The sequence below is a fragment of the Gluconacetobacter dulcium genome (genome assembly GCF_014174165.1).
GTDB classification, from domain to species: domain Bacteria; phylum Pseudomonadota; class Alphaproteobacteria; order Acetobacterales; family Acetobacteraceae; genus Gluconacetobacter; species Gluconacetobacter dulcium.
In genome coordinates this window covers 184,283-207,239 of the sequence record NZ_JABEQN010000001.1, presented here as the reverse complement: position 1 = coordinate 207,239, position 22,957 = coordinate 184,283, and the positions used below count along the sequence as shown (strand labels likewise).

General features: G+C 60.7%; 20 protein-coding genes and 4 tRNA genes. 9 read left to right on the top strand and 15 right to left on the bottom strand.

What is annotated here, in order from left to right; translation table 11 throughout:
- Positions 1-234: 234 nt before the first annotated feature.
- From HLH25_RS00965 to HLH25_RS00955, 3 genes are all read right to left on the bottom strand, one after another.
- A complete protein-coding gene (locus HLH25_RS00965; RefSeq protein ID WP_182972271.1) occupies positions 235-570 on the bottom strand; it encodes a hypothetical protein in 336 nt (111 codons plus the stop codon).
- Between the two features lie 265 nt (positions 571-835).
- Entirely contained in the window at positions 836-1,705 is an 870-nt protein-coding gene (locus HLH25_RS00960; RefSeq protein ID WP_182972270.1) for a MotE family protein, read from the bottom strand.
- A gap of 602 nt (positions 1,706-2,307) precedes the next feature.
- A tRNA-Tyr gene (locus HLH25_RS00955) sits at positions 2,308-2,393 on the bottom strand.
- 52 nt (positions 2,394-2,445) lie between these two features.
- Here HLH25_RS00955 and HLH25_RS00950 point away from each other — a divergent pair.
- Positions 2,446-3,336 (top strand): TrmH family RNA methyltransferase, encoded by an 891-nt coding sequence (locus HLH25_RS00950; protein WP_220791617.1) that lies wholly within the window; start codon positions 2,446-2,448, stop codon positions 3,334-3,336.
- A 154-nt stretch (positions 3,337-3,490) separates the two neighbouring features.
- Positions 3,491-4,093: a GFA family protein gene (locus HLH25_RS20115; protein ID WP_246400755.1), complete on the top strand. Its 603-nt coding sequence runs from the start codon at positions 3,491-3,493 to the stop codon at positions 4,091-4,093.
- Positions 4,094-4,336: 243 nt separating this feature from the next.
- Here HLH25_RS20115 and HLH25_RS00940 read toward each other — a convergent pair whose 3' ends face one another.
- From HLH25_RS00940 to flgG, 5 genes are all read right to left on the bottom strand, one after another.
- Positions 4,337-5,230 carry a diacylglycerol/lipid kinase family protein gene (locus HLH25_RS00940; protein WP_182972268.1) on the bottom strand — a complete coding sequence of 298 codons (894 nt, stop codon included), beginning with the start codon at positions 5,228-5,230 and terminating at the stop codon, positions 4,337-4,339.
- An 85-nt stretch (positions 5,231-5,315) separates the two neighbouring features.
- Entirely contained in the window at positions 5,316-6,674 is a 1,359-nt protein-coding gene (locus HLH25_RS00935; protein WP_182972267.1) for an L-serine ammonia-lyase, read from the bottom strand.
- A gap of 152 nt (positions 6,675-6,826) precedes the next feature.
- Positions 6,827-7,549: a flagellar basal body L-ring protein FlgH gene (flgH, locus tag HLH25_RS00930; RefSeq protein ID WP_246400754.1), complete on the bottom strand. Its 723-nt coding sequence runs from the start codon at positions 7,547-7,549 to the stop codon at positions 6,827-6,829.
- A 30-nt stretch (positions 7,550-7,579) separates the two neighbouring features.
- Positions 7,580-8,602, bottom strand: a complete 1,023-nt coding sequence (gene flgA / locus HLH25_RS00925; protein ID WP_182972265.1) for a flagellar basal body P-ring formation chaperone FlgA — start codon at positions 8,600-8,602, stop codon at positions 7,580-7,582.
- Position 8,603: 1 nt separating this feature from the next.
- Positions 8,604-9,389, bottom strand: a complete 786-nt coding sequence (gene flgG, locus HLH25_RS00920; protein WP_182972415.1) for a flagellar basal-body rod protein FlgG — start codon at positions 9,387-9,389, stop codon at positions 8,604-8,606.
- A 645-nt stretch (positions 9,390-10,034) separates the two neighbouring features.
- Between flgG and HLH25_RS00915 the strand changes: the two genes are divergently transcribed.
- On the top strand, positions 10,035-10,403 hold the full coding sequence (locus HLH25_RS00915; RefSeq protein ID WP_246400945.1) for a hypothetical protein: 369 nt from the start codon (positions 10,035-10,037) through the stop codon (positions 10,401-10,403).
- Positions 10,404-10,478: 75 nt separating this feature from the next.
- Here HLH25_RS00915 and HLH25_RS00910 read toward each other — a convergent pair.
- The 6 genes from HLH25_RS00910 to HLH25_RS00885 all read right to left on the bottom strand — a co-directional run bounded on the left by HLH25_RS00910 (position 10,479) and on the right by HLH25_RS00885 (position 12,169).
- Positions 10,479-10,568: transfer RNA gene (locus HLH25_RS00910), tRNA-Ser, on the bottom strand.
- Positions 10,569-10,725: 157 nt separating this feature from the next.
- Positions 10,726-10,802: transfer RNA gene (locus HLH25_RS00905), tRNA-Arg, on the bottom strand.
- A 33-nt stretch (positions 10,803-10,835) separates the two neighbouring features.
- Positions 10,836-11,141: an ETC complex I subunit gene (locus HLH25_RS00900; RefSeq protein ID WP_182972264.1), complete on the bottom strand. Its 306-nt coding sequence runs from the start codon at positions 11,139-11,141 to the stop codon at positions 10,836-10,838.
- Between the two features lie 27 nt (positions 11,142-11,168).
- Positions 11,169-11,245, bottom strand: a tRNA-Pro gene (locus tag HLH25_RS00895).
- A 76-nt stretch (positions 11,246-11,321) separates the two neighbouring features.
- Positions 11,322-11,804, bottom strand: coding sequence for a xanthine phosphoribosyltransferase (gene gpt / locus HLH25_RS00890; protein ID WP_182972263.1), 483 nt, complete (start codon positions 11,802-11,804; stop codon positions 11,322-11,324).
- The gene (locus HLH25_RS00885; RefSeq protein WP_114726440.1) at positions 11,804-12,169 is read right to left on the bottom strand and encodes a tRNA-binding protein; all 366 of its coding nucleotides are present in this window, start codon (positions 12,167-12,169) and stop codon (positions 11,804-11,806) included. Before HLH25_RS00885 ends, gpt begins: the two co-directional genes overlap by 1 nt.
- A gap of 134 nt (positions 12,170-12,303) precedes the next feature.
- Here HLH25_RS00885 and HLH25_RS00880 point away from each other — a divergent pair, with 134 nt between their 5' ends.
- The 6 genes from HLH25_RS00880 to HLH25_RS00855 all read left to right on the top strand — a co-directional run bounded on the left by HLH25_RS00880 (position 12,304) and on the right by HLH25_RS00855 (position 21,050).
- Positions 12,304-13,584 (top strand): MFS transporter, encoded by a 1,281-nt coding sequence (locus HLH25_RS00880; protein ID WP_375288943.1) that lies wholly within the window; start codon positions 12,304-12,306, stop codon positions 13,582-13,584.
- 93 nt (positions 13,585-13,677) lie between these two features.
- Positions 13,678-14,895: a GGDEF domain-containing protein gene (locus HLH25_RS00875; RefSeq protein ID WP_182972262.1), complete on the top strand. Its 1,218-nt coding sequence runs from the start codon at positions 13,678-13,680 to the stop codon at positions 14,893-14,895.
- Positions 14,896-15,195: 300 nt separating this feature from the next.
- Positions 15,196-16,116 (top strand): glycosyltransferase family 2 protein, encoded by a 921-nt coding sequence (locus HLH25_RS00870; protein ID WP_182972261.1) that lies wholly within the window; start codon positions 15,196-15,198, stop codon positions 16,114-16,116.
- Entirely contained in the window at positions 16,113-17,336 is a 1,224-nt protein-coding gene (locus HLH25_RS00865; RefSeq protein ID WP_182972260.1) for a glycosyltransferase family 4 protein, read from the top strand. The genes HLH25_RS00870 and HLH25_RS00865 overlap by 4 nt, the downstream gene beginning before the upstream one ends.
- 5 nt (positions 17,337-17,341) lie before the next feature.
- Entirely contained in the window at positions 17,342-18,280 is a 939-nt protein-coding gene (locus HLH25_RS00860; protein ID WP_182972259.1) for an NAD-dependent epimerase/dehydratase family protein, read from the top strand.
- A 46-nt stretch (positions 18,281-18,326) separates the two neighbouring features.
- Positions 18,327-21,050 (top strand): FkbM family methyltransferase, encoded by a 2,724-nt coding sequence (locus tag HLH25_RS00855; protein ID WP_246400932.1) that lies wholly within the window; start codon positions 18,327-18,329, stop codon positions 21,048-21,050.
- 33 nt (positions 21,051-21,083) lie between these two features.
- On the opposite strand, the gene HLH25_RS00850 is transcribed toward HLH25_RS00855, so the two are convergent.
- Positions 21,084-22,952, bottom strand: a complete 1,869-nt coding sequence (locus HLH25_RS00850) for a glycosyltransferase family 2 protein (protein WP_182972257.1) — start codon at positions 22,950-22,952, stop codon at positions 21,084-21,086.
- Positions 22,953-22,957: the final 5 nt, after the last annotated feature.

Genomic DNA, 22,957 nt, shown 5'->3' with positions numbered 1-22,957 from the left:
AGGGAGTTTGATCATTCGAAATCTCTGCCGTTCGCATTGCCACCGCGCTGTCAGGCGCATCAACGCGATCCGGAAGCACTGTGCCGCCATCATAGCGCAGCCGGTCTTCTCAGGAAGAGCGAAACGCCAATTCATGACGAAAACCCGCAAAAAACCGGATTCGGTCATGTGGCAATTGGAAGACGGATTGCCTCCGCTGTTCCTGTTCTGGACCCTGCGTCCTGTCCCACGGGTTCAAGGGATGTAATCGTTGGTCGGCGGCGCCTGTTTGACGTTCATGTTCAGTCGGTCCGCGTTCTGGTCCTGAGTCAGGCCGGTCGGACCCTGGGCCACTTGCCGTGCGACGTTCGGCATCTGGTCCGGACGGCCCCAGCAATCCACACCGTTCCAGCTCTGGGTGCAATAAGGCTGTGGAACGGGTGGTCTTTCCGGCGGCGCGCACCAATCCTCGCCTTTCTGGATGTAGCCGGCATTGCATTCACGGCCCGTGAGGTGCCGGGCGACCGTGTCGGCGGAGCAGCCCGCGAGAAGTGTGGTCATCAGTACCATCGCTCCGCGCCTGACTGTCATGACTGCCCGTTCCTGCCCCTCAGTAAGACTGCCTTCCGATCGCATGATGTCTGGGTGTTCCAGAATGCCGTACGGAAATGATGCCGAATATGCCTGCGCGCGCCCACCTTCACAACCGGTGGTGTCGGTTTTTCCGTGTGCAACATTCGGAAAGAAATCAATCCACTTTCGTGGTGGGTTCAAAAGTAAAAAACTACAATGTTGGATGTGATTATTTTCGAATCGGACGAATGGTCGTGAAACGGTTCCGTCATGGGGTGGAGGATCACTGGCGCGACAGTTTTAGGGCGTTCTGGTCGGCCCTCGATTTGGGTAACCAGGTCAGTGCTGCCGAATCTCCAGGCTGTCCGGTCATGCCATCAAGAGACGTGTGGAGAGGGCGGAATGTTCTGACCCCTGCCATGTATTGCGAAACGATATTGACCCGCTCGGGCATCATATACCCCATGACGGCCGATATTTTCCGGGGGCTCATTTTGTTGGCGATGGAAACCAGCACATGGATGTCCATGATGTTGAACACCGCCGCAGCTTCCTTGGGAGGCATTTCCTCGTAGATCCTGACCAGCCTGTCTGTTTCGGCTGACATCGTTTCGCGATGCGCGGCCTGCCGTTCGGCAAGGGCCGCCATTGAACTGTCCAGGTTCCGCATCTTTTCATTGATGGCGGCCTGGGCGGCATCAAGGATATGTTTCTGTTCTTCGAGGTTTTTCTGTTCGTCGTCGAAGGTGGATTGTCTCGTCAGAATGTTCTGGACCAGATCTGCTTCCGCTTTGGCGACTTCGGGATCGGCGCTCTGACTCGGCTTCGCTGCATTCGCCGCTACAGGAGGGCAATCTTCGTCCAGGCAGAGTTCGGAGGAGTGGGTGGCGGCTGCGGCGGTCGGCATGGCCGAGCCTGTGGCACGCTTTGCCACGTCATGTTCGTCCGAATAGAGAACCGAGGTCCACCCTTCGGTGGCATTCTTCGCGGTGTTCAAGGTGCGTTCTGTGGTTTCCGCAGGTCTGCCTTGGTCTTTCTGCGGGGCTGGGGTCTGCGTCGTCGTGTCGTCGGCCTCTATGGTGTCATCTTTCAGGTGGCCGGCGAGCGCATGCATGTTCATCGCCAGCAGCAGAGTCATCAGAATCGACGACACATGCACGAGCTTCCCGAATGACAGGCGAGGTATCAGCATCTTAACCTGATCGGCTTTCGGATTCGTGTCGAAGACGTGACATGGTGTTGGACCAACTCGGGAATACAGGCGATAAAATGGACTTACGCGGGCAACTCGTTACGGGTTTTCGCGCTTTGTCCATAATGAGTTTTGGCGGAATCTGTGACTGGCTTGCTTTTCTGCAAGTTACGGAGTCTCCGTAGGCATTGAATGCAACGGACGCGGTAATTCGGAAACCGAAATCGCATGTTTCTGTTGCCGCGCAATAAAAATGCTGGGAATGACGGCCTCTGTCAAGTCGGGCCATGGCTTGGCAGCTTGTTTTCTCAGGGCGGAGTAGAGCGCGGCCGGAGGAAAGGCAAGGGGCGATGTCGGGACGTATTTCCGGTTTGCGGGGCTTCAAAGCCGGCAGGCGGTTCCATACAGGGACCCGGGCGTGCTGGGTCAGGGTGACGTAGCGGAAAGAACTGACCTGGATTTACCGGATGGCTAATGGTCGGCTATTTGGGGGAAGAGCGCATTCTGTCATTGTATTGTTACAATTATTGTAACAATTTTGCCGCCGTTTTTTGAAAAAAGAATGGTGGAAGGGGTTGGATTCGAACCAACGTAGGCGTACGCCAGCGGATTTACAGTCCGCCCCCTTTAGCCACTCGGGCACCCTTCCGTGTTGGGAAGGGTGGTTAAGGCTATCGGCGGGACCTGTCAATGGGCTTGTCATGCGTTCTCGTGTGTCACGTCGTGACGGGCGAGGCAGTTCGCCCTATATCAAGGAGATGCGTAACCGCTCCCCGCGTCGTCCGGACGCCCGAATCGCCCCTCATTCGACCGATAATCGGGCGGAGACTGCTGCCCGTGAGCCCTCCCGACCTTCCCGGCGGAGCGGGGGAACCACGCCGCGCGGTACGTATTGGCTGTATGGCCTGCATCCGGCCCTCGCGGCGCTGGCGAACCCGGAGCGGCGAATCCGTCAGATCCTGACGACGGAAGAGGGGGAGGCCGCTCTGCGTCAGCGGCTGGAAGCGTCCCTGCCGATGCAGCCCCAGCGGGCTGACCGGGCGCGGTTCGAGGCTCTGTGCGGTCGTGACGCGGTACATCAGGGGGTTGCGATCCTGACCGACATCCTGCCGCCACTGGCGATCGAGGATGCCGTGGAGCGCCCCGGCCCGCTGCTGCTGCTGGACCAGGTGACCGATCCGCGCAATGTCGGGGCGATCCTGCGTTCGGCTGCGGCGTTCGGCGCCGCCGCAGTGGTGGTGATGGATCGCAATGCGCCCGACGAGACGGGGGCTTTGGCCAAGGCGGCTTCCGGTGCGCTGGATGTCGTGCCGCTGGTCCGCGTGGTGAATCTGGCCCGTACCCTGGATCTGCTGAAGGCGCGGAATTTCTGGGTCGTGGGGCTGGATGCTGGTGGGGGCGTGCTGGATGGAGGTACGTTCGGACAGCGGCGTGCCGCCCTCGTCCTCGGGGCCGAGGGGGACGGATTGCGGCGCCTGACCCGCGAACATTGCGACGAGATCGCCGGATTGGCGATGCCGGGTGACATGGAAAGCCTGAATGTTTCGAATGCCGCGGCGGTCGCGCTGTATGAGGTGACCCGTCGACGCTGACAGTGCGGGAGGGGGATTCTAAAATTGCCATCATGACCCGTGGAAGGCCGGGCGTTCTGCTGACGGAACCGCTGAGATCTGACATTCTGGGCCTGTCCTGCGGAGAACGTTTCCGACGAGAGCCGTTATTCCTCTTCGGTTCGTTGCGCCCCTCATGCTTGCCGGCTGCGTTGAACGGCGGTCCGACGGGATCATTGCCCGTTTCGATATTTCGATGGGATCGGTCACCGATGCCCATTTTGTACGGGAGTTCACGGTGGCGACCGGTCAGCCCGGCATTGTGAATACATGGTTCATGCTGAATCCGGACTGTTCGGTCGTCGGCCAGGTCACGGCGCGGGTGCAGGATATGTCGGCGCACGGCACGGTGACGGTCGAACCGGGGGCATACTATTCCAACTATGCTGTCGGCGACCAGCGACATGCCTGCAACATGCGGCCTCGACAGGGTGTGCGGGCCATCTATCATCCTGCGGGTGGCGCGGTGGGGCCAGATGGCTTCTCCATTCTTGTCATCTGGCTTTCCGGTGACCCGGAGGCTGTCATGCGTTGGGATCTGCCGACGGCTGCCAGCCTCGCCACCGCGATTTGCCGGACCTATGGCACGCCCGTTCCGCATGCCACGCGGAACGGGCAACTGATGATCGTTCCGGCTGGCACGCTGGACGACCCCGGCATATGGCCACGCCGACAGATCTTCACCGTTTCGCAGGCGGCTTGGTGCATCGATCTTGAAAATGTGCCGGCCGAGACGTGATCATGGCAGCCGGAACGTGATGGATGTTCGGTCATGCGACTATTGGCGTTGGCGCCGCCATGGCCTGTGGCGGCGGCGACGAGAGGGTCTCCGGTTCACGTCCCCATGATGGGTTGTGGGTCCGATTATTTCGGTGCCTATGTACGCGATCCGAACGGCGATAAACTGCACGTTGCCTGTGGGCGGCTGAAGGAGCAAGCGCTTCGTCCTGCTGACGGATTGATGGGGCGCGGCGCCGTTTCGTCACGAGGGAACTGGGTCTGTGGCCACACGAAGCGGGCAGGCGGCGATATCGAGATGAACCGGGGAAAACCCTTTTCTGTCGCCGTCGCTCTGGATAGGGATTGCGGCATGGGATGGCACCTCGACGGTCGTGGCGGTCAGGGTCCGCGCTCCCTTCTGCTTTCCGATCCGGCCGAGGAACAGGGAGAGAATTGTTCTTGCCAAGGCCAGCCTGCCGGATGTTTGGAACAGGATGACCGAGAATGCTTTCTGCTCGTGCGCGGAGTGGTGCGTCAACTTATACTTTCCGGCGTAGAGCGATCCTTTTGACACGATGATGGTCGTGGCCTGATAGGGAATATCATCAATGAGGGCGGTGAATTCCGTCAGTTCATACCGGAAGAGGGATGAGAGCGTGCTGGCGGCATAAGCGGCACGCCCAACCCAGCTCTTCAGCCGCGTCGATGTGCCGTGTACGATGTGGGCGTCGAACCCGATGCTTGCCATCTGCACGAAAAGCTGGCTTCCGGCGTTTGTGTGGAGATAGCCCGGCCAGATGGTCGTGAAATGCCCGGAGTGGATCAGGGTAGCGTTCCTGAACTCCTTGAAGGGGATCCTCAATTCCTGTGCCAGCACGTTGGCTGAGCCGAGGGGGAGGATGCCCAGGATGGCGGATGTGCCGATCATGCCCGCCGATACTTCTGCGATCGTGCCGTCTCCACCCGCCGCGACGATGTGGGAATAGGTTCCGCTCTCGGCGGCGTTGCGGGCCAGGAGGGTCGCGTGGCCTGGATAGTGCGTGCGTACGATCGTCGTGCGCAGGCCGGCCTGTTCCAGGTGGCGTATGAAGCGGGAAATTCTTGAACGACTATGATGCCCGGCCGTTGGATTTGTAATAATAATGACGTGTTTCATCGAAAATATTCATCTTCTGGAAAATTTTCGCGATCATTATACATGGATACGGCTGGTCATGGGGGCATTGAGACGGAAGGATTGGTCAGCATTCCGGGAAATTGACGGCCAGGCCACCCAGCGCTGTTTCCTTGTAGCGGTGGTTCATGTCCCGGCCGGTTTCAGCCATCGTGCGGATAACCTGATCCAGCGAGACATGATGTGCGCCGTCGCCATGCATGGCCAGCGACGCGGCGTTGATCGCCTTTACCGCACCGAAGGCGTTGCGTTCGATGCAGGGGATCTGCACCAGGCCGGCGACCGGGTCGCAGGTCATGCCCAGATGATGTTCCATGCCGATCTCGGCGGCGTTTTCGATCTGGAGCGGCGTTGCGCCAAGTGCCGCCGCGAGGCCCGCCGCCGCCATGGATGAGGCGACTCCCACTTCGCCCTGGCAGCCGACCTCGGCGCCTGAGATCGATGCATTGAGCTTAAACAATCCGCCGACCGCCGCCGCCGTCAGCAGGAAATCATGCATACCGGCGCGCGAGGCATCAGGACAGAAATCACGATAATAGCGCAATACGGCCGGAATGACCCCCGCGGCGCCATTGGTTGGGGCGGTGACGACGCGACTGCCGGCGGCGTTTTCCTCATTCACGGCGATGGCGAACAGGCTGACCCAATCCATCGCCTCATGCGGTGGACGTTGGTTGAGGCGCGCGCGTTCCATCAGGCGTTCGTGTAGTGCGGCCGCGCGGCGACGGACCTTGATCCGACCGGGTAGCGTGCCATGCTGGACCAATCCACGTTCGACGCAGGCCATCATGGTCTCGATGATCAGGTCCAGATAGGCTGCGATCTCGGTTTGGGGACGGAGTGCGCTCTCGTTGGCGAGGACGACGCCCGCGACGGTCAGGCCGCTTTGGCACGTTCGATCCAGCAGTTCGGTGCCGCTGGTGAAGTCGAGCGGCATGTCCGGCTGGGCATAACTGGCTTGTTTCGTTGCGTCTTCTGGCACGATGAAGCCACCGCCAACCGAACAGAAGCGCGCGGTATCCAGTACCGTCCCGTCGCTGGCCAGGGCCTCGAATTGCAAGGTGTTGGGGTGGATGGGCGGAATCGTCTCGCGATCCAGCACGATATCGCAGGTAGGGTCGAAGGCCACGGGGTGACCATGCACGAAGAGTCTGCGGTCGATGCCAATCTGGTGGACGATATCATCGGCTGCATCGGGATTGACGCTTTCCGGTGCTTCTCCCGCCAAACCGAGGATGACGGCCTTGTCGGTCGCATGACCGCTGGCGGTCCAGGCCAGCGAGCCATAGAGCGTGACGCGCAGTCGCGCCACCGGAAACGTGGGGTTGAGATGCGCGATGAAGCGCCGGGCTGCGCGCATCGGTCCGACCGTGTGGGACGAGGATGGGCCGATACCGATCTTGAAGAGGTCGAAGAGGCTGATCATGCTTCCTTATGGTGCGCGCTTGGCCGGTGCGGCACAAGGAGGAAGGAGGGGCATGAGGACAGCCCGCCTGCGTCCATCTTCAGACAGGCTATGAGATGACAGGTTAGGGCAGATTTTGTTTGAATGGGTGCGCTCAGGCCGGTGGAAATGCGCTAGAATGGCAGAACGCTATCCATAATCTGCTGTCCGTAACGCGGTGTCTGAATCCGGCTCAACTGACCGCGGCCACCGTAGGAAATTCGCGCTTCGGCAATTCTGTCGTGAGTGACGATATTGTCTTCGGTGATGTCTTGCGGTCGGACGACACCGCTGACCATCAACTGACGCAGTTCGCCATTCACACGGACTTCCTGCCGAGCCACGACAACGAAATTGCCGTTGGGCAGGACTTGGGTAATCGTGCCCGCAAGGGCGAGCGTGACCGTTTCGTTTCGCGTGATCGTGCCGGTGCCGGTATTGGCGCTGGCACTGCTGGTGTCCAGGGCCGAGGAACTGGACAGGGTCTTGCCCTGGGCGCCAAAGAAGCTCGGAATGCCGAATGTCTGTGAGCCGCTGCCTGCGGCGCTCGTATTGTTTCTCACCGCTGCATTGTCGGCGATATTGACGTCGATCGTGATCAGGTCGCCGACCTGCGAGGCTCGCTGGTCTTTGAAAAAGGCCCGGCTGCCCGGTCGCCATAGGCTTCCGACTTCTGTCGGAGGGGGCTGGAGTGGCGGCATAGGCATTGTGACCGGACGGTAATCGGGCGCCTGGGTCGGATCTGACGTTGTCGTCATGCGGGGAGGGTGGCCGATCTCGCTCATATCAGCGAGCCCGGTGCATCCGGACAGGCACAGTAATCCAGCGAGGACCGCCCCGGACAGGGGATGTTTCATGACAGGCAGGCTCCAGCGCATATGCGACCGCTACCGAAGGGACAGATCCGCGCGCGAAGCGTTGCGCGCAGGCGCCGTCAGGCGTCGCAGTGTATTCCCGTCGGAGGGAACCGGATTGCTCCCGGCCTCGACCTCGATTTCCGATGCGTTGACCACTCTGCCTGTTACGATCATGCCGCTCGATACGTTGAGGATACGGATATATTGGCCCGCACCGCCATCTTCCAGTGCGCGGCCTGTTGCGGTCAGATGAACGCCCGGAGCGGCGAATGTGATCATCGCCGGGTCGCCCTTGTGCATCAGCACGGTGCGATGGAGATCCTGGTCGAGGACGGGCGAACCGGCGACGACGCCATGAGTCACGGTCATGCCATCAATATCGGCCTCTTCGGTGTAGGCCCTTGAGGAAATGTGTCCCGCATAGGATTCATCGATCTGGACGTCGGAGGCTGAGATCACGCTGCCGGCGGGAAGAGCGTGGGCATAAACCAGCAGCCGGCGCGCCGCGTGGATGACGCCTGTCAGCATGAAGGAATCCTGCGTGATATCGCCGCTCGGCTGGCCGCGATAGACAGTCGCGGAAAACCATCCGCTGCGCTGATCCCATTTGACGTCGGACAGCACGACCGGCTTCGGGTCATCAGGCGCGACCATCATGGGATGAAAATCGCGGAGGTCGATGGAAACCGGGCCATTGCCGAGTTCCGGCAGGTTCTGCCTGATGAGGTCAGCGAAATAAGCCTGATCAAGCACGCGGCTCGCACGGGTAATGGTCGCCACGGCGTTGGGTGATTGATCGAGCCAGTCCACACCATACTGGTCCGCAATGGCGAGCAGTTGCGCGCCACCGACCTGAATGCTCGCGCCAGGAGCCGGACCCGGCCCGAGAGCGCGGTCCTGCCCCGGATCCAGATCGGCAAAGAGGTCGGACAGTCTGACTGTGCCGGACGTGATGACCGAGGCATTCCGGAGTGTCGCCGCCTGGGAATGCGCAACGGATGTTGCTATCAGGCCCGCCGCGAATATGCCCCCAATGACCCCGCGCTTCCGCATGTTATCTCAGGTTCGTCAGCGTCTGCAGCATTTCGTCGGAGGCAGTGATGACTTTGCTGTTCATTTCATAGGCGCGCTGCGCCGTGATCAGATCGGTGATTTCAGTGACCACGTTGACCGATGACTCTTCCACGAAGCCTTGCCGGACCGATCCGTAGCCTTCGCTTTGGGGCGTGCTGAGATTTGCCGTGCCTGATGAGGTCGTTTCGGTGAACAGGTTCTGCCCCATCGCCGCCAGACCGTTTTCGTTCTGGAAGGTCGCGAGCTGAATCTGGCCTGCGACCTGGGCCGTCGTCTGGCCGGACAGGGTGTACTGAACCTGGCCGGATTGGTCGATGGTGATGTTCTCGGCGTTGTTCGGCAGGGAAATATTGGGAGACAGAGGATAGCCGTCCGCCGACACGATGGTTCCGTCTTCCGATAGCGAGAACGTTCCATCGCGCGTATAGGCATATTCACCAGAAGGCAGCGTTACGCGGAAATAGCCGCGTCCCTCGATCGCGAGATCAAGTGAGTTGCCCGTCTGTTCGAGTGTGCCCTGTTCGTTGATCCGGTAGATGCCAGCGGTGCGTACACCAAGGCCGATCTGGGCACCTGCCGGGACAAGGTCGCCGGTATCGGAACTCATGGTCCCGGCCCGACGCAGATCTTGGTAAATCAAATCCTGGAATTCGGCGCGGCGACGCTTGTAGCCCGTCGTGGTCATGTTGGCAATGTTATTGGAAATCGTCTCGACATTCGTCGTCTGAGCCTGCATGCCCGTATTGGCGATATCAAGCGAACGCATCATGGGAAGAGAGTCCTCCGGGTGTGCCGCGTGCTATGCGGTTACCCACTATAACAAATGTAGGGCCGTAATATTCGCATATGCCATAGTCCGACGGATCGTATCCATCCCTGCATTGCCATGGACACAGCTACGATCATGTTGCGTGCATGGCAAGGTCTTTCCCTGATCGGGGGGCGTTAAATTTCTATGCCCGTACACTTCTTGTATGGAAGTCAGCATCTGGCAGGTTTCTCACGACCCGGCATATGCCGTTGCTCATGCAGGTCAAAGCGATCGGGGAGCGTCATATCTGGGCGGATCTACCCTGCGAACGGGGATTGGGGGGGGGGAGAACGAAGCGGAAGCTCTGTCGACGGCTTTTGTCGCTGCGGCGCATCATGCCGGGAATCCAGCGCACCGGTCCGGATGTAGCCGTGCGCTGCCGTCTGATAGCCGGCGCGTGTCAAGGAGTTGACTGTGCGACAGTGGCCGGGAACGATCGGCACGGTTATCGGTCGCCGATGAGGAAGATGGATCATGTCCTTGAAATCGCCCCATGTCTGGAAGCCGCTCAACTGGTTTTACCGGGACCGCCACCGGGCCGACCAGCCGCCGAGCGCCCCGCGATGGATCGACGCATTCAATGATCGCCTTGCCGTCAAGATGACGGTCATGTTCGGCAGCATCTGGTGTGTCTATATGTTTACCGTTTTCTCGCTGTTGCCGCTGGTCAATGCATCATGGCAGGGGCCATTGCTCTATATCAGCAACTGCATCCAGCTTGTCGCGCTCCCCGCGTTGATGGTCGGCAATGCGGTCATCGCACGCGGCACCGACCAGCGTGCGATTGAGGACCATACAGCCCTGATGGAAATCCTTAACGACGTGCGCGAGGAACTGGCGCAAGTGCGGGCCTTCACCGCCGGTATTGCCCAGGCCCAGAAGGAGAACACGGAGCGGCCGGCGGATATTATCTCCTTCGCCAATGAAGCTGTCATTACGGTGAACGAGGCAACCGCGTCGAAATCCTGAGCAGGAACAGTCTTCGCATTTTGCGGAGGCGGCGGCGGCGGCGATGTTCAGGGAGTGGCTGTTTTCTGCGGGTATTGGCGGAGAGGGTGGGATTCGAACCCACGGTACGCTTGCACGCACGGCGGTTTTCAAGACCGCTGCCTTAAACCACTCGGCCACCTCTCCGGCGGGATTGAACGGTATGGGCCATCAATCGTATCCGCGAACGGATACCACATATCGGCTTTCTCCGGTCAACCGCCATGTCGCGTTTCGCGACCTGACGACGCCCTGATGCCGGACTGATCGACGCGGACCAGCCCTCGTACCAGAACGTTGCTACTGGCGCGCCCTGCTGGATTCGAACCAGCGACCCACAGCTTAGAAGGCTGTTGCTCTATCCAACTGAGCTAAGGGCGCATGCGCAGTGGCGCTTCTTCTGCCAGAGCACGGTCAGTGCGTCCAGTTCTGGACCCGGTCGTAGCGGAAATTGTCGGCGTAGAGTTTCGGTTTGCGCACCCGGGCCACCGGCAGTTCCAGATCGTAGGGAACCGCATGTCGGTCGGCATAGGCGACGGCGCTTTCGCGGTCGGGAAATTGCAGACGCAACTGCGAACGGGTGTCGCGGCTGCCGGTCCAGCCCATCAGCGAGTCCTGCTGGCGGGGTTGGGTCTGTCCGTATTCCAGAATCCAGTCGTGGGTATTCGCCTGGCCAGATTGGGTGGCCGTCTTTGCCTGCCTGTAGATTCGGGCCCGCATGGAACGAAACTCCCTTTAATTTTTTGCTGGTCGGGGCGCCCGGACTCGAACCGGGGGCCTCGTGTACCCAAAACACGCGCGCTACCAGGCTGCGCCACGCCCCGAACCTGGGGGGAAGCTATGAGTCCTTGAGGGCGCTGACAAGCGCCCCACGAAATTTTTCCTATGGCCGCATGCGGATCAGCCAGTCGTGTTGCCCTTGCGTGCCAGGGGGGGGATGAACAGGGGCGCGGTATCCCATGGGAACAGGACCCAGGTCTCCTGCGGTACTTCGACCACGAACAGATCGGTCAGCGGCTTGCCGGACGGCTTGGCGTACAAGCACGCGAACAGCGCCTTGGGCAGGAGCTGGCGTACGATCTGGGCGGTGACGCCGGAATCGACCAGGTCGTCGATGATCAGGAATCCTTCGCCGTCACCAGCGGCCACGGGCGACTTCAGTACCGTGGGGAGGCCCTGTTCTTCCTCGTCGTAGGTCACGACCGAGATCGTTTCGATCAGCCGGCAGTCGATTTCCCGCGCGATGATGGCGGCTGGGATCAGGCCGCCACGGGTGACGGCCACGATTCCTCTGAAAGGGCCGCGGGGGATGAGGATTTCGGCCAGTTGGCGGGCATCGCGATGAAGCTGGTCCCACGTTACGGTTGCATAGTTGGTGGCCATCAGAACAGCTTTCCTCCATCTGGCACGGTCAGGTCGGGTCTGATCAGGACGACGTCGCCCTTCGTGTCGGGCATGCCCAGGGTCAGGACTTCACTCAGGAACGGGCCGATCTGGCGCGCCGGGAAGTTGACCACGGCGCAGACCTGCCGTCCGATCAATGTATCGGGCGTGTAATGGACGGTGATCTGGGCCGACGAGCGCTTCACGCCGATCTGCGGCCCGAAATCGATCCATAACTGATAGGCCGGCTTGCGGGCTGCGGGAAAGGGGCGGGCCTCCACGATGGTGCCCACGCGGATGTCGAGGCGTGCGAAGGTCTCGAAATCCGTGGGGGGAAGTGGCGCGGATGGGACGGTCTCTGTCATGGAACGGTTTTGCCCGTGCGGCAGCGGATTTGCAAACCACCTGCGGCCGTAGATGTTTGATGATCGGGGTGTGATGGCACGCACGAGAGACAGTGGATGGCAAAAATCCGTCATCGGGCTATTGTTCGTCCACCATGCCAGATCACTCGGACCGGGCGGACGAATCGCGGGCGCCATCCGCCGCCCCCATGCAACCGCCGGCGCGCCTGTTCAGCCATCGGGGTTTCGCCGTTTTTCTGACGGCCCGGACCCTGTCCTCGTTCTCTTCGCAGGTTCAGGCCGTGGCGGTCGGATGGCAGATCTACATGTTGACCCATAGCGCGAGTGCGCTGGGGTGGGTCGGTCTGGCGCAGTTTTTGCCGATGTTCTGCTTTACTCTGCTTGCCGGGCATGTTGCCGACCATTTCGACCGACGCTTCATTACCGCGACCTGCCAGATGCTCGAAGCCTGCGGGGCGTTCATCATGGCGATCGGGTCGTTCGGCGGCTGGCTGACGCCTGGCATGATCTACGGCATGGTCGCGCTGTTCGGAACCGCCCGGGCGTTCGAGATGCCTAGCCAGCAGACGTTCCTGCCGGCGCTGGTGCCTCCGGCACTGTTTGCGCGCGCGGCCGCGCTGTCGTCTTCGTTGTTTCAGGTGGCGTCGATCATGGGGCCATCGGTGGGCGGTCTGTTGTACGGTGTTGGGGCAGGGATCTGCTACAGCGTCTGCGTGGTCGGGTTCGGGCTGGCGTCGGTGGCGACGCTTGGTATGCGGCTGGAGGCACCGACGCGGGTGCGGCGGCCCATGACGCTGGAAACGGTCTTGGGAGGGCTTCATTTCATCCGGGCTCATCCTGAGATGATGGGGGCGATCTCGCTCGACCTGTTCGCGGTATTGCTGGGTGGGGCGACCGCGATGCTGCCGCTCTACGCCGATTCCATTCTGCACGCCGGGCCGACCGGATTGGGTATCCTGCGGATGGCGCCGGCGCTTGGGGCGCTGCTGGTCGCCCTGATCTTTGCACGCTGGCCGTTGAAGCGCCGGGCAGGCGAGGCGATGTTCGCTGCCGTCGCCGTTTTCGGTGTCGCGACGATCGTGTTTGGTCTGTCCCGTTCGCTGGTGGTGTCGGTGGTGGCCCTGGCAGTGCTGGGAGGGGCGGACGTGATCAGCGTGGTGGTTCGTGGCGCGCTGGTGCAATTGCGCACGCCTGACGAAATGCGGGGCCGGGTTTCGGCGGTGAACATGCTGTTCATCGGGTCGTCGAACCAGTTGGGCGAGTTCGAGAGCGGCATGCTGGCCAGCCTGATCGGTCCGGTGGAGGCCGTGGTGCTGGGCGGTGTCGGCACGATTGCGGTCACGCTGCTGTGGATGAGGCTATTCCCCGGCCTGCGGCGGCTGGACCGGCTGGACGATATCCATCCGGCGGGATGAGCCGGCAAGGCGCCGACCATCGGACATCATATAGAAGGAGCGGGCGGATCGGGGTATGGTGACGTTTCGAATGGATCAGGATAGCCGTTCTTCATGCCCGTCTCCACGCTTCCGACCGGTCCATCCATCGCGCTTGTCTGTCTGCTGATCGGGTTTCTCTGCCAGGTTGCCCGTCACTATCGGCGGGACCCGGCGCTGCTTCTGGTTGAGATGGGGACGTTCGCCGCGGGGGTTGGCATTCCGCTGGTGGTGATGCGTCCGGCGGTTCCGGATTTTATCGCCATTTCGTTCGGGAACGGAGCCCTGATGTTCGCCCTGGCCATGTTCTGGCAGGCCGTGGCGCAACTTAATGGCAAGTCTGTCTCGCGCTGCGGACTTGCTGCCCCGGTTCTGATCTGGCTGACTTTTTGCGCGTTGCCGCAATTCCGGCATTCGCTTGGCGTGCGTGTGGAAATCGCTATGGTGATGGCGATCACGCTGGTGGTGCTGGCGCTCCGACAACTGATCCGGCTTCCGCGCGAAACCCGCTCGCATCAGATGCTGATCATTGTATCGGGGTTGCATGTTCTGAGCTGTGTTGCTCGGGGGCTTCTGGTGGCGTTGCCGTCGCTGGCGCTTTGGGTGCCCCTCATGATGGCGACCATTCCTTTCGAGATGCTGACCTATGTGGTTCTTTGGCCCGGCCTGATGCTGACCCTGGTTGCTGAACGGGCGGTTCTCGAGGCGCGGGCGGCGGCCCTGCGGGATGACATGACCGGCTTGCTGAACCGGCGGGGGTTCTGGCAGATGGCGGAACATGTGCCGCAGCGGGGCATGCTGCTGTTCGATATCGATCATTTCAAGCGTATCAACGATACGTTCGGTCATGCGACAGGTGATTCTGTGATCAGGCATTTCGGCACCGTGGCGACGGCGGTCATGGATCGCGAGGCCGTTTTCGGGCGGATCGGCGGCGAGGAGTTCGCGGCGGCGGTCAGTGGCCTGTCCGAGGATCAGTTGGGCATGCTGGCCGAGCGGGTACGCTTGGCCTTCGAGAGGACGCCCCTGTCCGATGACCTGCTGGCGACGGTCAGCGTCGGCTATGCCTGTGCCACGATTCCCGACCGGTCGCTCGGTGAACAGATGGCGCTGGCGGACGCCGCTCTCTATCGCGCCAAGCAGCAGGGGCGTAATCGCGTGGAAGAGGCGGTTGCAGAGGGCAATTCCACCGTTTTCATGCCTGTCCGGGTTTGTCGCAGGACCATCGAAGCCGGGGAAAGCCTATCCGCGGACCTGGATTCGGTGGCTGCCGCTCCGAACGGCCAAGCCTGACCTCTTGCATCCAGACTCGCATCCGGACCTGACCGGCACCATGTACGTGCGCGGCGTGGTCGCTGCGCGCATTACGGGGACGGGGGCATCGCCCCGGTAAAAATTTTCATGAGATGTGTGATGAAGTGGATCGTCTGCGGCACATAAGCGTTTCATATCCCCAGAGCGGAAATGATTGGTCTTTCGTGGAGTGAGGAATGATCTGCCAGTGTCTCGGAACCTGGACGAGAATGCTTGTTGGTGGCGGTTTAGAAGTATTTGAAAATAAAAAGACAATAATATATCTTCCGGGAGGGGAATTTGTCATCGGGAAGAGAAAATGAAGGGAGGGTTTCTGTCGTTGTTCCCTTGTACAATCATGATTCATACATTGTGGGTGCGCTTCAGAGCGTGATTGACCAAGGAAATATCGTTAAAGAGGTTATTGTTATTGATGATGGCTCGAAAGATGACTCGCTGCGCATCGCGCGGCAATTTGCGATCGGCAACCCTCGGATCCGGATATCCAGCCAGAACAATTCCGGTGCCGCTGTAACCCTGAACCGGGGGGTGCAGATGGCAAGCGCCGAGTTTGTGGCCATTCTGAATTCGGATGATGTCTGGGCACCGGGTCGGCTTGATCGCCTTGTCAGGGCACTGGACCTGGATGTGGGGTTGGATCTTGCGGCCAGCGGCCTCTCGTTCATCAATGATGACAGTGTCGAGATTCGCAACGCCTGGTATGAAAAGGTGCGGGATAGATTCATCGAGCGCCGAGATCTTGGTCTGGCGCTGATGGATGCCAATATTCTGATGACGACATCGAATTTCGTCATCAGGCGTCGTGTGTTCGATGAACTGGGCGGCTTCGCGGACCTCAGATACGCTCATGATCTGGATTTCGGTCTGCGGCTGACGCTTAACGGTCGTCGGATCGGTTTCATCGACCGGGCGCTCATGGCCTATCGGGTGCATGAAACCAACACGATCAAGGAAAACCATGCCAGCGTCCGTGTCGACTGGGCTATGGTGGCGTCATTCTTTCTTTGGAGCCTGTTGCGCAACGGGTCGCGGAATGTTGAACGAATCCAGCTGGCTTGGCAGATTCTGGAGACGCACGATCTGACTAGGGCGGCGCGTGAATGCCTTCGCTATTTCGATGCTCATCCCTCCGCCTCGCTGGCCACCAGTGACCTGCTTGCCGATTCGGTCACGAAATCGAAGCTGCTGTTGGCGGTATGATGAAAATTCTCTTTGTCAGTAATCTTTTCCCCCCGAACCAGATCGGGGGCTACGAAGTCCTCTGCGCCCGCGTAGCCGGTTTGATGGCGCGGCTTGGGCACGAGGTGCATATTCTGACGAGCTGCTATGGCGGCAGGCTACCCGTCTCTGATGAAATGCCTGTCAGTCAGGGGCTGCGGTTGCTCTGTGGCGACACTATCTATCACCCTTTTGCCAAAGGGGATCTGCGTCGTCAGGTTATCTCCGACGACAATGCGGTCGTGACCCAGGAAATGGTTGAACGGCTGCGCCCCGATGTTGTGTTTGCCTGGAATCTCTACGGTCTTCATAGAGAGTATTTCCATGTGATCGAACGTCTCGGTGTGCCGGTTGTCTGCATGCTGACCGACAACTGGCTTGCCGAGATGATGGCGCGGGATTTCATAGGCACCTATTTCCAGCGTCAGGTTTATGGTGACAGGCCGGGTGGCGGTCTGGTTCCGGTCGAGCCCGTTCACAAGTTGAAGGTTTCGGCGATTTTTGGCGCTCGCTCGATGCAGGATCTTTATACCGCCGCCGGACTTGGCTTTCGGGACGCGACAGTCATTCATAACGGCGTCGACCTGACGGCGCCGCTCGCCCGTGAACGCAAGCCCCGCCGGGAGTGTGGCGACAATCCGATCCGGTTGCTATTCGCCGGCCGCCTTGTCCGGCTGAAGGGGGTGCATACCGCGATCGAAGCCCTGGCGGAACTCGATCGGCGTTCAGTCTCCGGGCAGCGATCCTTTGTCCTGAACATCGTCGGGGACGCGACGGATGAGGCTTACCTTGCCCAATTGACCTCCCTGATCGCGAAACTGGGACTGGCGGAACGGGTCGTATTCCTGCCGCCGGTTGCCGAGGCCGAGCTTCCCGACCTGTTCGACCGGCATGATGTCTACGTGTTTCCCTCGCTCTACGAACCGTTCTCGTTGACGCTTATCCATGCCATGGCGTCGGGGATTCCGATCGTGGCGTCCGCCGTCGGGGGGAATGTCGAGATCGTGGAGGATAAGGAGACCGGACTGCTTTTCGCGCCGGGAGACGCCAGCGATCTGGCCGCCAAGATTACATTGCTGGCGGATGACGGCGAATTGCGCGAACGGATATCTCGGGCGGGGAGGGACGTGGCGGCGCAATTCACCGTGGCACGGATGGTCGGCCAGATGGAAGATTATCTTATCAGGCAGAGTCAGGGATGAGGGCCGTGACGTTGGCCGGTCGGAGTTGCCTGGTTCTGGGTGCCGGCGGATTCATCGGTCAGGCGCTTTCCGACAGGCTGGTGGCGGAAGGGGCATTGGCCCGTGCGTACGGGCGGCGGCCACGCTTACGCGATCCCGATCCGCGCTTCGACTGGTGGGGGCACGATTTTTCCGACGATCTTGCCCTGGCCCGTGCCGTTGATGGCTGCGATTATGTCTTTCACCTGATTGGCGGAACCCTGCCTGAAAGCGCGAACAGGAATCCCGAAGCCGAGATCCTGGGCAGCGTCAATCGCACGATCCATCTGCTCGATCTCTGCCGGATGTCGGGTGTTCGCAAGGTGGTGTTCGCGTCCTCGGGCGGTACCGTCTATGGTATTCCGAAATCCATTCCGATCGGCGAGACCATGGAGACCTTTCCGATCTCGGCTTACGGCATCGCCAAGCTGACCATCGAGAAATTTCTTTATCTTTACAAATATCTTCACGGCCTGGAGTCCGTTGCTCTGCGGATTGCCAATCCATTTGGTCCCTATCAGGACCCTGGCAGGCGACAGGGGATTATCGCCGCTGCGATCGCGAGCATCTTCGCGGGCAGGCCGATCGAGATCTGGGGCGACGGAACGGTCATTCGCGATTTCATCTATATCGACGACGTGATATCGGCCTTTATTGCCGCCGCGGATTACGATGGGCCGACTGGTATTTTCAATATCGGATCTGGGATCGGCCGAAGCGTCAACGAAATCGTCGCCTCCGTTGGGCAGGCGATCGGTGTGGACGCGCCCCATAGGATCTATCGGCAGGGGCGTCCGAGCGACGTGCCGGTCAATGTGCTGGATATCGCCCTTGCCCGTCAGGAACTGGCATGGGCGCCGACGGCCGATTGGGCAGAGTCGCTCCGTAGTACGGCCGAGTGGCTGAAGACCTCGCAGACGGTGTGACCGTCGATTTGTCGTTCATTGAGGAATGATAGCTGTCGTGCCCGATATGAATCAGATTGAGACGATTTTTCAAGCCCTGCTTGGCCGGGCGCCGCTTCCGCATGAGGTGCGGGCCTATGAAGAGTTGCAAGACTCTCCGCAGGCGCTCGGTCTTCGACTGATAACATCGCAGGAATTTCGCAGGAGAGCGTTTCTGGGCGAGTTCCCCGCGGGGAGCACGCAATGGGTCTGTGCGGAGATCCGCGACGGACTCAGGCTCTGGGTTGACCTGATGGATGCAGGCGTGTCCGCTGGGGCTATTGCCGATAACTGGGAGCCGGCGGAGACCAGTTTCATTCTCTCGATTCTGCATAAGGGTGGAACATTCGTCGATATCGGCGCGCATATCGGCTGGTTTACGGTATTGGGCGCCCATAAGGTCGGACCGGACGGTCGGGTTTATGCTTTCGAGCCGCGTCCTGCGATTTTCGAGCGTCTGCGTGCATCTGTCGAAGCGAACGGCTTTCAGGATCGCTGTGTCCTGCATTGTGCGGCATTGTCGGACAATGCCGGCACTGTCAGCATGGCGACGTTCAGCCGCCAGCGCAATTCGGGCCACGCTGTCATGGTCTCCGACGCGGTCCCTGAAGATGCCAGTCTGGATGAGGATATTCCGGCCATCGTTCTCGATGGCCTGGTGTGGGATCGGCGGATCGACCTGATCAAGATTGATGTCGAAGGCGCCGAAGCGCTGGTGCTGCGGGGAGGGCGCGCATTGCTCATGCGTGACCGGCCCATCATCGTCAGTGAATTCTTTCCCGCTTGGCTGAGACGGGTCAGTTCCGTTTCCCCGGATAATTTCATGGCCTTCCTGAAAGAGCTTGGATATCGCGTGTTCGAACTGACATCGCAGGGGATTGGCCGCGAGATGCATGCGCTGGAAAGGAATCGCGCTTTTGACGAAGATTATTTCACCAATATCCTCGCGCTTACCGATGCGCATATCGATCAGTATCTGCTCCGTCCGCTCGACGGGAGTGTGAGGGCGTACGAAACCGCGTTTAAACATTTGCAGGCCGAGCGCGACGTGAAAAAAATGACGCATGAAGAGGAACTGGCGTGCGAGCGCGAACAACTGGCGCGCCTGCGCGAACAGAGGGAACTGCACGAGGCGGCCCTCGACCGTCTTCGGACGGAATTGGGCGCGGAGAAGGCCGTGCAGGCGCAGCAGGCCGAGCAACTCGCTCGGAGCGCCGCGGATCTTCAGGAGTTGCAAAGTCGGGCAGATAATCGGATCTTGCATATCTCGCAAGAAAATAGCGCTCTGATTGCCAAGGTTCATCTCCTGCAAGAGCAGCGGAGCAATTTGATTGCGCAGAATGAAGCCTTGCAGGCGAGCAATATCTGGCGGGCCTGCACGGTGTTGATACGGCTGGCCCGGCGGATCCCGGCGCCGTTGCGCAAGTTGATGGTTCGGAGCACGAAGCTCGGTTGGTGGACGGTGACGGGGCAGTTGCCTCGGCGCAGGCGGGAGTGGCGGCAGGCCCGGCAAAGGCGCAGTTTGGCGGCCGTAGGACCTCAGATAATGCTTCCGGCCCCCGTCGAGGATCCAGCTGCGGAACTGGCCAGATGGGCGGGTCGGCGGGGGCCGGTGGCTCTGATCGTGGATGATCGGTGGCCGGAGCCGGATCGGGATTCCGGTTCGGTGGATGCGGTCAATCTGGTACGGAACCTGATCTCGATGGGGTTCGATGTTGCCTATGCGGTGGCGAGCGATCTGGTCCAGGATAGGCGGTATCGCGACGGGCTGGTTGCCATGGGAGTTAGGGTGCTGCCGCAGAATGGCTTGGCCCATATCCGGAAATATATCGAGGATAATCGGGATATCTTCACGCTGGTCATCCTCACGCGGGTAACCTGGGGGGGCGTACTGTTCGAGCTTGTTCGTTATAATTGTCCTGACGCCAAGATCATCTTCAATACCGTCGACCTGCATTTTCTGCGCGAGCAGCGGGTGGCGCGATTGAGTGGAAGCGATGAAGCCATCGAAGCGGCGAACCGTACGCGGGACCGCGAGGAATGGCTGGTCGGGCATGCCGATCTGACAATCGTCGTGTCGGAGACCGAGCGGGAAATTCTCTCCGCATCCGTTCCGCGCGCGCCGGTCCTGCATCAGCCTCTGGTCCGCGATGTCATCCCGCCGACGGCGCCGTTTTCGGCCCGCAAGGGAATCGGATTCGTGGGAGGGTTCGCTCATCAGCCGAACCTGGATGCCGTTCGCTGGTTCCTGACCGACATCTGGCCCCTTGTCCGTCGGAGATGCCCGGATCTGACCTTTTCGATCGTGGGCACCAATCTTCCGGACGGTATTGCCAAAGCGGAAGAGGGGGTGACCTATCTCGGGCCGGTTGTTGACCTGCATGCATGGTTCGAGACCTTGCGCGCGTCGGTGGCGCCGTTGCGTGTCGGTGCCGGTGCCAAAGGCAAGGTCGCATCCAGCCTGGCGAGCGGTTTGCCCTGCGTGTTGTCGGCCGTTGCTGCGGAAGGCATGAATCTGGTTGACGGGGAGAATGTCCTGATCGCGGATACGCCCGAGATGTTTGCCGACAGGATCTGCGCGCTGACCTCCGACGACGTTCTATGGCAGAGGATTTCGGCCGGTGCGCTTGCCCTGGCGCGGCAGCAATTCTCTCATGAAGCCGCCCAGCACGGGCTTCATGCCGCGTTGATCAAAATGGGGGTGCCGGTGCCAAGGGCGCTTCCATTGGCGGAAGCCGTGGGATCCTATTGACATGTACCGGATTCGGCCGCTCTGCCGCCCGACTTAGCCGGGCTTGCGATAGCGTCGTTCGCGCCGGGGAGGGGAGGCTAGGGTGCAGTCCGGGTTCTCCAGCGTGTAATTCGGATTGTAATACGGATCATTCAACAGATCGTCGCGCCAGTGCGTGATCATGAAGTCTGTCTCGCGCCGGAACCGCTCCGCTTTTTCGCCGAACCTATCCTGCCCCCGCGATGCGCTTTCATGATGATAGAGTTCTGCGAATGGCGTGCAGACGATACGCAGCCCTAGTTTCCGGATCTTTAAGCATAAATCGACGTCGTTGAAGGCGACGGCCAGATTGGCTTCGTCCATTCCGCCCACCTGTTGCCAGACATCGCGTCGCAATGCGAGACAGGCGGCTGTGACCGCGCCGGCGCTGCGCAGCAGCCCCAGGGTGCCGAATGGTCCGGGATCTTCGCGCCGTGCGCCGACCAGAAGATGGCCACCGACGCCGCCGATGCCGAGTACGGTTCCTCCATGCTGCAATCGGCCGTTCGGATAAAGGAGCCGGCAGCCGACGGCACCGATGGCGGGCCTGAGTGCATGCGAAACCATCTCACGCAGCCAGATGCTGTCGATGACTTCGATATCATTGTTGAGCAACAGCAGGATTTCGCCGCGTGCCTCGGCAGCGGCCTGATTGGTGATCCGCGCGAAATTGAACGGGCCGGGCATATCGAGTACCCGTACGCGCGGGTCGGACTCGGTGGCCCGCAGGAGGGCAAGAGCATCAGGCTCCGTGCTGCCATTATCGGCGACCAGCACTTCGAGGGCCGGATAATCTGTCCGATTCAGAAGACCCTCCAGGCAGACCCGCAACAGGTTCGCCCGGTTGCGGGTTGGGATCAGGACCGACACTAGCGGTGCGGGTTCGGGCACTGGAAAGACGATCCGGTGATGGGATCCGGCCGTCGGCAGAAGCGTCACTTCGATTCCGCGCGCCGCTAGGTGTTCGGTGACAGCCTGACCTGTTAAGGCGGCGTGGTGCCTCATTGTGCTCTGGGAAACCGGTTGCCTGTCGGCAGGCTGGTGCTGATGATACAGGACGCGCGCAATATGACGCACGGCCGTTGGACCGCAGGCGGCGGTTGCGCGTAGAGCCAGATCATGGTCCTGGACGCCTTCGAACCCTTCGCGGAAACCGCCGATGGACAGGAGGAGGTCCCGCCGGTAGGCCGTGAGATGACTCAGCAGATTTTGTCCCAGGAGCAGGTCGGGATCGAAATCCGGCTTGAAGTAAGGCGTGTTGCGATTGCCCTGCGCGTCGATTCTGTCCTCGTCGGTATAGATGACCCGTGCTTCGGGATGATCGAGGATTTCGGCGGCCAGTTCGTACAGGGCGTCGGGCGGTAGCAGGTCGCCAGGTTCCAGGAAGGTCACCCATTCGCCCTGCGCCTGGCGCAGGGCGCCATTGGATACGGCTGAAATGCCGCCCTGCGTCGGGCAGGCGATGACACGCATCCGGGGATCGGCGGATGCGGCCCCCGGGCGCCTTGATGCCGCATGGGTGCCGCCCGACCCATCGGTCAGGCAGAGTTCCCAGTTTTCATAGATTTGGGCCTGGAGCGAGGCGATCGTCGCGCGCAGCGCGGCCTCGGGCGCCTGATGGGGCGCCATGACGACCGACAGCAGCGGCTGGCGTGGGAAGCGTGCGATATCGGCGCGAATGGCGGCGTCGTCCGCCTGGGTGATCGTTTCGTAGCGGACCATCCAGCTTTGATACTCGTCGCGTGAAATATAGCGCGACCGGAAGGGAATGATCGACGGCATGACAAGGTGCGCGGCAGGACGCAGCATACGTTTTACCGCTGGGTGCTTCCGAACGAAGCGATGCGCCGCGCCCATGACCTGATAGAGCTTTTCGACTGCCATTCTGC

Excerpts from the sequence above, each read along its gene's own strand:
- HLH25_RS00950 (WP_220791617.1), top strand. The coding sequence starts at position 2,446 with ATGCGTTCTCGTGTGTCACGTCGTGACGGGCGAGGCAGTTCGCCCTAT.
- HLH25_RS00850 (WP_182972257.1), bottom strand. The coding sequence starts at position 22,952 with ATGGCAGTCGAAAAGCTCTATCAGGTCATGGGCGCGGCGCATCGCTTC.
- flgH (WP_246400754.1), bottom strand. The coding sequence starts at position 7,549 with ATGAAACATCCCCTGTCCGGGGCGGTCCTCGCTGGATTACTGTGCCTG.
- HLH25_RS00880 (WP_375288943.1), top strand. The coding sequence starts at position 12,304 with ATGCCAGATCACTCGGACCGGGCGGACGAATCGCGGGCGCCATCCGCC.
- HLH25_RS00855 (WP_246400932.1), top strand. The coding sequence starts at position 18,327 with ATGAATCAGATTGAGACGATTTTTCAAGCCCTGCTTGGCCGGGCGCCG.
- HLH25_RS00875 (WP_182972262.1), top strand. The coding sequence starts at position 13,678 with ATGCCCGTCTCCACGCTTCCGACCGGTCCATCCATCGCGCTTGTCTGT.
- flgG (WP_182972415.1), bottom strand. The coding sequence starts at position 9,389 with ATGCGTTCGCTTGATATCGCCAATACGGGCATGCAGGCTCAGACGACG.
- HLH25_RS00915 (WP_246400945.1), top strand. The coding sequence starts at position 10,035 with ATGACGGTCATGTTCGGCAGCATCTGGTGTGTCTATATGTTTACCGTT.
- HLH25_RS00940 (WP_182972268.1), bottom strand. The coding sequence starts at position 5,230 with ATGAAACACGTCATTATTATTACAAATCCAACGGCCGGGCATCATAGT.
- HLH25_RS00885 (WP_114726440.1), bottom strand. The coding sequence starts at position 12,169 with ATGACAGAGACCGTCCCATCCGCGCCACTTCCCCCCACGGATTTCGAG.
- HLH25_RS00935 (WP_182972267.1), bottom strand. The coding sequence starts at position 6,674 with ATGATCAGCCTCTTCGACCTCTTCAAGATCGGTATCGGCCCATCCTCG.
- HLH25_RS00965 (WP_182972271.1), bottom strand. The coding sequence starts at position 570 with ATGACAGTCAGGCGCGGAGCGATGGTACTGATGACCACACTTCTCGCG.
- HLH25_RS00900 (WP_182972264.1), bottom strand. The coding sequence starts at position 11,141 with ATGCGGGCCCGAATCTACAGGCAGGCAAAGACGGCCACCCAATCTGGC.
- flgA (WP_182972265.1), bottom strand. The coding sequence starts at position 8,602 with ATGCGGAAGCGCGGGGTCATTGGGGGCATATTCGCGGCGGGCCTGATA.
- HLH25_RS00865 (WP_182972260.1), top strand. The coding sequence starts at position 16,113 with ATGATGAAAATTCTCTTTGTCAGTAATCTTTTCCCCCCGAACCAGATC.
- gpt (WP_182972263.1), bottom strand. The coding sequence starts at position 11,804 with ATGGCCACCAACTATGCAACCGTAACGTGGGACCAGCTTCATCGCGAT.
- HLH25_RS20115 (WP_246400755.1), top strand. The coding sequence starts at position 3,491 with ATGCTTGCCGGCTGCGTTGAACGGCGGTCCGACGGGATCATTGCCCGT.